Annotated in this window: 9 protein-coding genes; 2 read left to right on the top strand and 7 right to left on the bottom strand. The window is 38.0% G+C overall.

What is annotated here, in order from left to right; all coding sequences use genetic code 11:
• Window position 1: 1 nt before the first annotated feature.
• The 5 genes from R2Q84_RS04885 to R2Q84_RS04865 form a co-directional block, all read right to left on the bottom strand.
• Window positions 2–1,039 (bottom strand): endonuclease/exonuclease/phosphatase family protein, encoded by a 1,038-nt coding sequence (locus R2Q84_RS04885; protein WP_316815406.1) that lies wholly within the window; start codon window positions 1,037–1,039, stop codon window positions 2–4.
• Window positions 1,036–2,547, bottom strand: coding sequence for a SusD/RagB family nutrient-binding outer membrane lipoprotein (locus R2Q84_RS04880; protein WP_316815405.1), 1,512 nt, complete (start codon window positions 2,545–2,547; stop codon window positions 1,036–1,038). Before R2Q84_RS04880 ends, R2Q84_RS04885 begins: the two co-directional genes overlap by 4 nt.
• 11 nt (window positions 2,548–2,558) lie before the next feature.
• Window positions 2,559–5,858, bottom strand: a complete 3,300-nt coding sequence (locus tag R2Q84_RS04875; protein WP_316815404.1) for a SusC/RagA family TonB-linked outer membrane protein — start codon at window positions 5,856–5,858, stop codon at window positions 2,559–2,561.
• Window positions 5,859–6,141: 283 nt separating this feature from the next.
• Window positions 6,142–7,350, bottom strand: coding sequence for a FecR family protein (locus R2Q84_RS04870; RefSeq protein WP_316815403.1), 1,209 nt, complete (start codon window positions 7,348–7,350; stop codon window positions 6,142–6,144).
• Window positions 7,351–7,463: 113 nt separating this feature from the next.
• The gene (locus R2Q84_RS04865; protein WP_316815402.1) at window positions 7,464–8,078 is read right to left on the bottom strand and encodes an RNA polymerase sigma-70 factor; all 615 of its coding nucleotides are present in this window, start codon (window positions 8,076–8,078) and stop codon (window positions 7,464–7,466) included.
• Between the two features lie 195 nt (window positions 8,079–8,273).
• Between R2Q84_RS04865 and R2Q84_RS04860 the strand changes: the two genes are divergently transcribed.
• On the top strand, window positions 8,274–9,788 hold the full coding sequence (locus tag R2Q84_RS04860) for an arylsulfatase (protein ID WP_316815401.1): 1,515 nt from the start codon (window positions 8,274–8,276) through the stop codon (window positions 9,786–9,788).
• 64 nt (window positions 9,789–9,852) lie between these two features.
• Window positions 9,853–10,488 (top strand): HAD family phosphatase, encoded by a 636-nt coding sequence (locus tag R2Q84_RS04855; protein ID WP_316815400.1) that lies wholly within the window; start codon window positions 9,853–9,855, stop codon window positions 10,486–10,488.
• Between the two features lie 128 nt (window positions 10,489–10,616).
• On the opposite strand, the gene R2Q84_RS04850 is transcribed toward R2Q84_RS04855, so the two are convergent.
• Together R2Q84_RS04850 and R2Q84_RS04845 are read right to left on the bottom strand one after the other, a co-directional pair.
• The gene (locus R2Q84_RS04850) at window positions 10,617–11,021 is read right to left on the bottom strand and encodes a two-component system response regulator (protein ID WP_316815399.1); all 405 of its coding nucleotides are present in this window, start codon (window positions 11,019–11,021) and stop codon (window positions 10,617–10,619) included.
• Window positions 11,011–12,090, bottom strand: a complete 1,080-nt coding sequence (locus R2Q84_RS04845) for a hybrid sensor histidine kinase/response regulator (RefSeq protein WP_316815398.1) — start codon at window positions 12,088–12,090, stop codon at window positions 11,011–11,013. The genes R2Q84_RS04850 and R2Q84_RS04845 overlap by 11 nt, the downstream gene beginning before the upstream one ends.
• Between the last annotated feature and the right edge of the window lie 5 nt (window positions 12,091–12,095).

Below are 12,095 nucleotides of genomic sequence, written 5' to 3'. Positions count from 1 at the left end.
ACTATTGCCATTCAAAATCAATTAAAACAGCCTTATGATCGCTGGGCCAAATGTTTTTTGGTATGATAAAATTATCCTGACTTGTTTCCTTTACGGGTTTTGATTTTAGAATACTTTCGTTTGGCCCAACTACATAGGCTGCTTTTGGCTTTAGCTTTTTGTTCTTTTTGTAAAAGATAAAATCAATACGATCTCTTTCATCTGCATCAGCAGCCCAGATTAGTTTGTTGATGGGTACATCTTTATTGAACGAGGGAAAGGTAAAACCTGGATGAGTTATTTCATTAGGATATACCTTGCGAAATGCATCAACAAAACCGTTCTTTTCAAGAGTAACTGTGGTTGTCCATGGAACAACTAAACCTTGATGATCATAATCATGTTTGTTTCTTGCTGTCCAGTCCCGACGCGAAGGTTCATTAAAATCTCCACAAATGATGGGCGTTCTACCTGCTTTCAGTTCAGTCTTTGCATCCGACAAAAAGGCTGCGATAGCTTCATCACGCTTTGAACCCAGATTTTCTTTTAAAACAGTATCCAGGTTTTTTACCGGTGCGGGCAGTTTTGCCCAGGTACTGCCGTGATAACCGCGAGGTAGGTAATTTGCAGCGTGTTGGTAGTCAAGATGCGCAGTATAGAAAGCCAGCTGCCCGTGAGCTGGGATTTCAACAATTGCTTTGTGTATGGTACCCTTTGCTGCGGGATAGTTGATAGCCTCGGCCGACAAAATAGGATAGCGGGAAAGAATCCCGCTATCGTTACTGTAAAAAGAATAATAAGTTTTGCCTCTTGCTTTAAGTGCTGCCACAATGCGTTCATTGAACCTGGTTTCCTGATAGTTTCTGACTTCACTAAATGCCACAAGGTCTGGCGACAGGTTTGCGATTTCATCTGCTATGGCTTCAAAACCACCAGGTACTACTGTACCTTCCTGCCATATATTAAACTGTAGTACGCGTAAGTTTTTCTCCTGAGCAGTAGCATCGGTAAAGAGGAATGCAAGCAACAAAAACTTAAAAAAGACAATCTTGTTTATCATTTCAATATCCACATTAATTCATTAGGGCTATCCTGACCGCCATACTGACGTGCAATAGCATCTTTTATATTTTTCTCATTCCTGGTATATTCTACCATTGGGTACATCCATCTAACCGGAATCTTATCTTTAACTTCATTCAAACTGGTTGCAGGGTTGATTGGCCAGTTCGGATACCCTGTTCTGCGGTATTCATAATAGGCTTCATAAGGATTTTGAAGGAACCTCAGGAAGTATTTTTGCTGCAGAATTTGTTTAATTTGTTTGTCTGGAGTTGCAGCAAAATTAACAAAAATACCCGTTAAATAAGTCTGCACATAAGCGTCTGTGATTTTACGGTTATGATGATAGTTTACATTGTCCGGAGTGTTGTCTGCCACAAATTTCATAGCAGCTTTGATACCATTTTCGTAATACTCTTTCGCATTACCTGTTAGCCAGCCTCTGCTTATTGCTTCGGCAATAATAAAGTTTTGTTCTGCAAATCCTATTCTAACCAAAGGCTCTCCAGGGATATAATCGGAGTATCTTAGGTTCAACAAACAAAATTTATCGGCTGTCCAAAGTACTTTCAAATTACTAAATACATCAGAAGGATCTACACCGAGATAAGCATCCCAGTCATCTACAGATAAGCCCTGGTTTTCAGTTTGAAAAACAGAAGGATTAGCATAATGGAATAACCTGTAGTCGTTCATCTTCTTTAATGAATCTATCAGGAAATCGGAGATCATCGGATATTCTACATATTTATGTATGGTTTTGTTGAAAGGGTAGTACTGGTTTACTTTATCAGAAAATACCAATTGGAAATTTTGAGCATTGCTCTGTAATAGTGGGCTACTTTGAACAATCTGAGCAAATTTTTCTTTTATTTTCAGGTCAGGATCATCTGCTTTTTTAGACAAATGGAGCAATACCTTTAATCTGAACGCATTAACCGTTCTTCTCCAGGTCTGGATGTTACCGTTAAATATCGGATCTCCGGTAAAGTTTCTGCCGGCAGCAAACCCCTCATCAGCTGCTTGCAGATCAGCCAGAATAAGGCGCATTACCTCTTTTTGCGTGTCATATTTTGGCGTTACATTTCCTTCTTCACCTTGAAGCGCTTCACTATATGGAATATCGCCCAGATCTAACGACATATAAAATAAACGATAGGCTTTAATAAAAAGGCCTAAAGCATTGTAAGCCTTTTTATCGGCATCAACTGCAAGGTCCACCATTTTTTTGATGTTGGTAAGACTGGTATAGTCCATGCTTGTGCGACCAAAGGAATTGTATTGATAACCGTCTCCATTTTCGCCCCAGGCCATAGTTTTGGTTAGGAAGTCGGATGTAGCAAAAGGTTTGCCGGTAGCGCTCTTTGTAATGCCTAATATCAGGCTTGTAGCCAGCATGGCAGGTGTTACCTTTTCGGTTGCATTGGGATTACTGTTGATTTCTTCGAACTTAGAACAGCCAGATATTACAGCAAATATGATCAGAAATAAAATAGATTTTTTCATTTTTCTTTTATTTAAAAACTAAATTTTAAACTTCCTCCGATGTACCTTATCGATGGGGAATTCAGGTTATCTGAACCAACATCAGGATCTGAGAACCTGAAATCTTTGGTCCATAGCAGTAAATTTTGTCCAATCAGGCTCACAGAAGCATTTTTCATCCCTAGTTTTTTACTTGCCGAGGCCGGGATGTTATAGCTAATGCTCAGGTCCCTTAACTTAAAGAAAGTTTGGTCATAGAAATTCTGTATTCTTTGTGTACCGATATAAGGGTTAGTGTTTTTTGAATAACTTTCATAAGACACGGCCCTGGTGTTTGGACCAAAAACACGGGTATCTGTTCCCGGGATAATATTTCCATAGGTATCTCTTTGAACCGTCCCTGAAACGACGATAGAGCCCTGGCCCACGTAGTTGTTTAGTCCATTTACAACCTGGTCGTAACGATAACTGTTATCACTGTCTATATGCGTACCTGAATTCCACAATGCCTGGTTCATGGTGTTGAATAGTTTACCCCCCACACGTCCATCAATGGTAAAAGATAAACTTAAGTCTTTCCATTGCACTGTATTGGTCAAACCGACAATATAATCCGGCGATGAATATCCTAACAATGAAGCGAACTTGCTGATAACCGGGTAGCCTCCACTATGGATAATACTTCCATCGGGTGCTCTATCATAATCATATACTGAAATCCAATCCCAACGATTGCCTTTTTGTACCCAGGGTTGATCAGTAGAATATCTTTCATCAAGTTTAGCATAATAATTTCTGGTTGTCGACCAGTTTAATGTACTTTCCCAGTTCCAATCTTTCTTTTTAATAATTGTTCCGCTTAATGTAACCTCAAATCCTTTACGTACCAATTGTTCGTCGTAGTTGATATAGGTATTATTGAATCCGGAGGTTCCGCTTACACCTACTGCACGGATATTGTCGTAAGACAAATTATTATAATAAGCAAAGTCTAACTTTAAACGGTTGTTTAATAATGCTGCGGCAAAACCGGTTTCATAAGACCTTACACTTTGCGGTTTAATGCCTTTGCTTCGTATCGTTGAAGGATAACTGGCGCCCGTCATATTGTTCCAGCTATTGATGCTCAGTCCATAGGTCGTATTGATTTCATAAACACCAGGAGCAAATTTGGTTTCTGTCCACGAACCTCTGAGTTTGAAAAGGTCAATTACTTTTGGTAATGCAAAAGTTTCAGATACCACCCAGCTTGCTGCAACAGAAGGGTAGAAGTAGGAGCGTTGATCTCTGGTTAAAGTAGAGTTCCAGTCATTACGTCCGGTGATATCAACAAAAAGTTCACTTTTCCAGCTTAGTGTAGCCTTAGCATACAAACTGTTGACCTGACGTTGAGATTGAGATTGTGTAGCGCTAACAGGATCAACGGACGCATAGATAGAATAGAAGCCGGGTACGCTTAAGCCATTTTGTGTGGATACACCTGTAGAATTGTCCTTCCAGTAATAAATTGTTCCACCGGCCAGACCATCTATCCCAAAATTGCCCCATTTGTGATTGGCTAATAAAAGGAAATCGTTATTTAAACTGTATCCTGAGTTATTACTTTTACCATATGAACCTTTTACCACACCAACTGTACCAATCGGGTTCCGGTTCTCTGTTTTTTGAGCGAAGTAATCAATACCAGATCTCACTGTAGCTTTTAGCCATGGTTTGATTTTATAATTAGCGGTTACAAATGCGTTAGAGAAATCATAGTCGCTACCGTTCAGCATTTCATTGGCAATAAAATACGGATTGTTATACCATACTTTATCCATCCAGTTCTGTTCAGAATTTTCTTTACCCTTAACCCAATAGTCTTTATAATCTCTGATGTCAAACTCCGTACCTGACCATACAATAAGATTGTAGAGGTATCCACTGGCACCATAACCAGTTCCAACGTTGTTTGGATAATAACGTTTGTTATAAGTAATACCAGCATCCATATCGAAGTTCCCGGAGCGCATGTTACCAGCCAAAGCAGCTGTAAATTTATTAAGCATGGTATTTGGATACTGTCCTTTGTTCTTTACATAGGTAAAAGAAGAACGTACTCCGCCAAATTCACCCTGTTGACTGATACTAATGTTGTTGTTAAGGATATAACTGCTTTCGAGAAAATTCGAAAGGTTCTCTTTTCCTTTCGATACCAGCTCAGTTTGTTTCCATTCGTAGGTGTAAGGGTTATATTGATTGGCTTTTCGACCAACATCCAGCTTATCTCCCCATACATAATCGCCGATACGGTATTTCCCTGCACTACCGCTGCTATAGGAAGTTTGTACATCCGGCATGGCCAAAAAACCACTGGTGAACATAGAACTGCTGTTAAAACTGATATCCAGACCACCGTTTTTATGTCCTCTTTTGGTTTGGATCATGATGGCTCCATTCCCACCTCTGGAACCATACAATGCGGATGCCGTAGCACCTTTTAGTACAGATATGGATTCAATATCATCCGGAGCAATATCCCGAAGGGAAAGGTTTGCGAAAGGGACCCCATCAATAACCAGCAATGCTGCACCGCCTCTTAATTCTAAAACAGGTGCCGCGTTAAACTCTGTGCTGTTTTTTACATTTAAACCGGCAACTTTACCCGTAAGTTTTGTGCCTACATCTACAGTTTTGGCTTCCGTAAGTCCTTTTGTAGATATGTTTTGTACGGCATAACCCAATGCTTTTTCATCACGTTTGATACCTAGTGCAGTCACAACCACTTCCTGCATGAGCTGTGTGTCTTCCAGCAAAATGACGTTTATAGTTGTTTTGCCGGCTATAGGTTGTTCTATAGTCTTGTAACCAATCATTGAGAAGATAATCATATCACTTTCATCAGTATACTCAATGGAAAACTCTCCATCGGCATTAGTAATTGTTCCTTCGTTACTTTTCTTTATTCTGATACTGACTCCAGGTATCGGACGTTGATGTTCGTCGGTAACCTTACCTTTAATAATCTTTTGCTTTTCACTGTTCATGTTACGCTCCGCGATCTCTTTTTTTGATTTTTCACGGATCAGGATAGTGTTCTGATCTACAGTGTATTCTAAAGGTCTATTGGCAAAACAAGCTGCCAGAAATTCCTTTAAAGGCTTGTTCTTTACAGATATTGTAAGCGATTTGTTTAGTTCAGGTATCTTTTTGTTATAAAGAAAATGATAACCAGTCTGTTTTTTTACCTCTTTAAAAATATCTTCAAATTTAGCCTGACGGACATTAATAGTGACTGTCTGAGCCAAACTTTTGGCCTGCAGCTGTACCAACCCTCCCAAGAGTATAATCATCACAATATTTATACGCATGAGAACTCCACTTCTTATTTTTAAATGTTTTAGTATTAATCTCGTATTCAGAAAGGGCTTTTCTGAATGAATAAAAAAATTCATAAATTTGGTTTGTTAGGTCATAAGTTATCCAGATCGTATTACACGATTGATAGCATATGGATTAATCATTTAAACAATTATTTAACGGGCTGCCGGTCGAAAAGTCGCCTGTTATTAGTTATTCGCATTGCTGGTGTCCTGATTGTAGTCGGGATACCAGAAATGTTCTCTTAGATTAGTATTATTCTGTTACAATAATCCTCCTTCCTTCAATTTTAAAGTGAATAACACTTGTGTACTCCAGTTTTCTAAGCACTTCTCTGATATCTTTGAACCGCGATACACTACCCATTAATTCCTTATTTGATACGTCTGTACGGTATTCTATATCTACATCGTACCATCTGGCAATTTGTCTCATAACTTCGTCTACCCTGCGACCAGAGAAGCTAAATTCTCCATTTTTCCAGGCAATGGCCTGTTCCATGTCGGCTGCTTGAAGTGATAGTTTACCAGTTGTGTTTGTTATCGCCTGCTGTCCGGGAACAAGCGTCGCTATTTTAGAATTTCGATTTATCTTTTGTTGTTTGTTTAATGTGGTTAAACGAACTGAACCTTCTATCAGGGTGGTTTTTACATCATCTTCATCGGCATAAGCATTAACATTGAAATGGGTGCCTAATACTTCTATCTGTTGCCCATTACTATTTACTAAAAATGGTTGCGCTGTATTTTTTTTAACATCGAAATAAGCTTCTCCTTCTAGTGTTACTTCTCGTTTATTCCCTTTGAATGACGTAGGGTAGCTCAGTTTGGACATTGCATTGAGCCAAACCTTGGTTCCATCTGCAAGAATGATTTGGTACTGTCCTCCTTTTGGTGTACTAATGGTATTAATACCTTGGCTTTCTTTTTCCGTATTATTGGAAACCTGGTACACCAGTTGTCCGTTTTTATCTTTTCTAATAGAGACTCCGGCTATTGACGCGATTTCTCCCTGTGGCTTGTCATTTAGTTCAATTAATTGACCATTTTGTAATTTTAATGTGGCTTTGTTACTGCCAGGTATGATTGTGTTTTTAGATTTGGCTATTTGCAGAGCCTGTTCTGCTTGTCTTTTAGAATTTATAGATTGGTAAAAGAAAAAACCGATAGATAACAAAATGGCTACTGAAGCGGCCGCTATAAGTGGAAACCTATTGTGTCTTATATGAAGTACAGGTTTTTCTATCTGATCAAGAGTAAAGATGTTTCTGAGTATCCCGGTAATTTCTTCTTCTGCCAATGGAGATTGCTCTTGTTCTTTATCCATCAAAGTAAGAATATGATCAACAATCTGATTATCCTGACCAGCTAACAATAATTCATGTAGTTCAGCTTGTTCAGCAGGTGTCATTCCGCCTTCCATGTATTTCTTTATTACACCCGCTATATGTTCTTCTTCTTCCATATTTCTTTATTGATCAGTTTTTTAATGGAAATGTTTGGCTTTGATTTAGCATTCTTTCCCGTTAAACATATATAAGATCCACAACTCGGTGACTAGGACTAATGACTTTGAAATTATTTTTTAATATAGAAAAAAAGAAAAGCCAGAAAGGCATAGCCATTTAAAGCAAGATGTGCCCTTATTAGCTTTAGAGAGGTTACCAGGCTGTTTTTTACCGTGTTTGGAGATAGATTCAGCAATTCGGCAATTTCTGGTATTGTTTTGTTTTCTACTCTGCTTAATTGGTAGATCAGTTTTCTTTGCGGGGAGAGATGTTCAATTGCATCGACTATTACAGCTTTGATTTCGTTAAGCTGAATAGTCTGGGTGGTATGTTCGCTGTATTCTTCCTGGTGTCCGGAAAGCTTATGTACAGCTTTTTGATGAATGGTTTTATTTCTTAAATGGTGTAAACACTCATTGGCCGCAAATTTGAATATCCATGACTTGATGTTCGTGACCTCTATTATTTTGTCACGGTTTAGCCAAACCCTAATAAAGGTATCTTGTATAATTTCTCTTGTATGCTCATTACATTTGGTAAATCGGAAAACAAAGGGTTTTAACGTGGGGGCGAGGGTACGGAAAAGATGTTCAAATGCTTTCTCATTTCCTTCGGAAATTTCCATAAGAAACTGATGATCATTTAACAAATCCAGTTGTGGCATACAATCGCTATAAAATTTCAAACCTAGAGAATTTTCACTATTATTTAAGTACCTATAATATCAAATTTATGTTAATTTTTGATACGTTAGTAGTTAATTTAATGATTTATTAAGTTTTAAGCTGGCGCTAGTCTTAAAATTCAAAGTATTTCAACACCTCTTTTTTTGTAGGAGCTTTTAATTTGTTAGATTTATTTCCTAATCAAAATAAATCATATGAATAACGTTAACCTTGCTGGGAAATTGGCACTTTGTATATTAAGTTTATTGCAGTTTAATCTCGTTGCTTTTTCTCAAAAGCGTGTTGAGAGAAAACCTAATATCATTTATATATATGCTGATGATCTTGGTATTGGTGAGATCGGTCCCTATGGTCAGAAGTTGATTAGAACACCCAATTTAGATCGTATGGCTAAAGAAGGGATGAAATTTACACAACATTACACTTCTAGTCCAGTTTGTGCACCAGCACGCTGTATGCTGTTAACAGGCAAGAATGGAGGGCATGCCTACATTAGAGGGAACTATGAAATGGGAGGCTTTGAGGATGAAAATGAGGGCGGACAAATGCCTTTGCCCGAAGGGACCTTTACTATTCCGAAAATGTTGAAGACTGTTGGTTATGCTACCGGAATTACAGGGAAATGGGGACTGGGAATGAATTACACTACAGGCGATCCGAACAAACAAGGCTTCGATTATGCTTATGGTTTTCTGGATCAGAAACAAGCACATAATTATTACCCTACACATCTATGGGAGAATGGTAAAAAAGAGATGCTAAACAATAAATTCGTTGTTTTGCATCAAAATATTGATCCTGCTAAAGCAACAGATCAGGATTTTGAGAAATTTATTGGTCAGGACTATGCCGCAGATAAGTTCACTGAAAAAGCTTTAAAGTTTATTGACAGCCATAAACAACAGCCTTTTTTCCTTTACGTGCCTTATAGCATTCCTCATGTAGGGCTGCAGGCCCCCCACTTGAATGTTAAGGAATATATTGGGAAATTCCCTGATGAACGGCCATATTACGGGGAAAATGGCTACAATCCATCTAAATACCCATTGTCTACTTATGCCGCCATGATTACTTATTTAGATACACAGGTGGGGATAATTATGAAAAGAGTTAAAGACCTGGGATTAGATGAGAACACAATTATTATGTTCTCCAGTGATAATGGTGCAACTTTTAACGGGGGGGTAAAACCTAAATATTTTAATAGCGTGTCGGGCTTAAGAGGATTGAAAATGGATTTGTATGAGGGGGGCATTCGTGAACCTTTTATTGCCAGATGGCCAGGGAAGATTAAACCCAATACTGTCAGCGACCTGATATCCGTACAGTTCGATATGATGGCCACTTTTGCTGCAATTTCTGGCGCTAAAACGAATCAAACAGATGGAATCTCCATACTGCCCACTTTGCTTGGAAATGAAAAAGCACAGCAGAAAAGAGCATATATTTATTTTGAATATCCTGAGAACGGTGGACAGGTCGCGATTCGTATGGGTGATTGGAAAGGGGTACGTGTAAATGTTCGTCAAAATGCCAAAAGCCCCTGGCAATTGTTTAATCTTAAGAATGATCCAGGTGAAACAATCGACTTGGCTGCGAAGTTTCCTGAGATTATTGAGAAATTTAAAGGTATACAAGTTAAAGAACATCAGAATGCCCATATCCACGAATGGGAGTTTTTGAATAGTAAGATGGGTAAAAAAAAATAATCCTAAAGGATTTGCTTAATTTCGAAGCGTAAAATATAAATTGATAATTTCCCAAAAGTACCTAATGCAAAATATTAAGAACATCATATTTGATTACGGAAACGTAATTTTTGAAATAGATTTTAAAAGAACACAAGAAGCACTATCCCAGCTTGGAATTACAAATAGTACTGAGTTTTTTGCACACAAAAGTCACCATAATCTTTTCAATGATTTTGAAACCGGAGCAATTTCGCCAGCTCAGTTTAGGACTGGAATACGAGAAGCTGCGAATAATGATCAATTAACTGATGAAGAAATTGATGGGGCATGGAATAGCTTGCTGATTGGGGTTCCTCCGGGTATTCACGAAGTGCTGCTCAAAGTAAAACAAACGTATCGTACCTTTTTGCTAAGCAATAATAATGAAACCCATTACAATTACATCGTAGACTATCTGAAGAGAGAGTTTGATATGCCAGATAATAGTAGCCTGTTTGAAAAGGCTTATTATTCGCAGCAAATGTTTTTGCGTAAGCCCAATGTCGAGATTTTTGAGCAGGTACTTAAAGAGAACAACCTCAACCCTAAAGAGACATTGTTTATAGATGATAGTCCACAGCATATAGAAGGAGCGAAGCTTGCTGGCTTAAATACTTTGTTAATGACTAAACACCCAAGGGAATTAGAGCAGGTTTTGATTGATCATCATATCTTGTAACCTGAATATATAGTTTTTAAGTTGTCGTCATACAGGCGAAGGCCGGTATCCCGCATTAGCGAGGTTACTTTTCTCTTGAGATCCCGCTTTTCACAGGGATGACGATAGTATGTAGATATAGCCTGATCTTAAAAGTATTTTTGCAGTAACTCTTCCAGTTCCTTAGGAAGGAGGGGTTTCTTCAAAAGTTTAATTACATGTAAGCTGGCTTCAGCTTTTTTAATATCTCCGAAGTCCAGTGTCGAAGAGAGCATGGCAATCAGGCAAACCTCTGTCAGTTCTTTAGGTAGTTGTTTATAAGCTTCCAGAAACTCAAAGCCGTCCATGTCGGGCATTTGTATATCCAGCAAAATTAGATCAGGCAATTTGACATTATCATTTAAGGTCTTGTTTAAATAAGCAAGGCCTTCTTCTCCCGATTGACAGGTAATAATCTCGTCAAACAGCTTAGACAACTGTATGATTTTTGAGTTGATTTTTAAATCAACAACATTATCATCTATCAATAAAACTGTTTTTGGGTTATTTAACATTAGGGATTGTAATTTTAAAGGTCGTTCCTTCAGCCAGATCAGAGCTTACAGATATTTTTCCATTAATCTTATTTAATGCTTCTTTTACAATAAATAAACCTAATCCGCTACCCTGGTTAACTTTACTTTTGAAAAACTGCGTAAATATTTTTTCCAGATGCTCGTTCAGAATACCCATCCCGTTATCAGTAATTGAAATCTCGGCCAGTTCTCTTCTAACTTCAACATTGATGTATACCTTTTTATTGGCCTCATCTTCCTTCTGATATTTTATAGCATTAGAAATCAGGTTGCCAAGTATAACTTCAATTCTGAAAGCATCACCATAAAAATCTACCTGCTGATCAATATTTATTGTAAATGTTGTTTCTTTATCGGCATAGGTATAAAGTTCTATCAATCCGGGTATCAGTTTCTGGAAGTCTATTAGTGTATTTTCAGAAACAGTCTTATTGTTTTTATAATACTGAAGTGTTTTTTGAATGTAATAGTCCAGCTTATTTGAACAGGTCTCTATCAAACTCCAGTATTCGCCACTGGATTCGTACATGCCTTCTATTTTTACAAGATTTACAATACCCATAGCTGAAACCAAAGGAGCTCTCAGCTCATGAGAAATACTGTAAATAAATCGGTTCAGTTCATCATTGGTTTTTTCCAGTTCTGCAACCTTATTCCTCAGGTCAATCTTTGCCCTGTAGGCGTCATATGCATTTTTAATGGAGTTATGAAGTTCCAGATCGTTCCATGGTTTGGTAATATAACGGTATATATCGCCATGGTTAATTGCATCTGCCAGTGCTTCAATATCCGTGTAACCAGTTAACAGTATTCTGATGGGGTCAGGATAGGTATCTGTAATGCTTTTAAAAAATTCTACACCTGTAGTCCCGGGCATCTTCTGATCGGCAAGAATAACATGTACAGAAATGTTTTGCAGCACTTTTAACCCCTCGGCAGCAGATATAGCTGTATATATCTCATACTGCCTCCTAAAACTTGCCTTAAAAGCCTGCAAGTTATTTTCCTCATCATCGATATATAGAACTCTTACATTGGTTGCACTCATATTAT

Origin of the sequence: Pedobacter nyackensis (assembly GCF_032678475.1) — a bacterium.
GTDB classification, from domain to species: domain Bacteria; phylum Bacteroidota; class Bacteroidia; order Sphingobacteriales; family Sphingobacteriaceae; genus Pedobacter; species Pedobacter nyackensis_A.
This window is presented reverse-complemented; position numbering and strand designations above follow the sequence as displayed.

Coding starts and splice junctions, on each gene's coding strand:
- R2Q84_RS04885 (WP_316815406.1), bottom strand. CDS start 1,039: ATGATAAACAAGATTGTCTTTTTTAAGTTTTTGTTGCTTGCATTCCTC.
- R2Q84_RS04880 (WP_316815405.1), bottom strand. CDS start 2,547: ATGAAAAAATCTATTTTATTTCTGATCATATTTGCTGTAATATCTGGC.
- R2Q84_RS04875 (WP_316815404.1), bottom strand. CDS start 5,858: ATGATTATACTCTTGGGAGGGTTGGTACAGCTGCAGGCCAAAAGTTTG.
- R2Q84_RS04870 (WP_316815403.1), bottom strand. CDS start 7,350: ATGGAAGAAGAAGAACATATAGCGGGTGTAATAAAGAAATACATGGAA.
- R2Q84_RS04860 (WP_316815401.1), top strand. CDS start 8,274: ATGAATAACGTTAACCTTGCTGGGAAATTGGCACTTTGTATATTAAGT.
- R2Q84_RS04855 (WP_316815400.1), top strand. CDS start 9,853: ATGCAAAATATTAAGAACATCATATTTGATTACGGAAACGTAATTTTT.
- R2Q84_RS04850 (WP_316815399.1), bottom strand. CDS start 11,021: ATGTTAAATAACCCAAAAACAGTTTTATTGATAGATGATAATGTTGTT.
- R2Q84_RS04845 (WP_316815398.1), bottom strand. CDS start 12,090: ATGAGTGCAACCAATGTAAGAGTTCTATATATCGATGATGAGGAAAAT.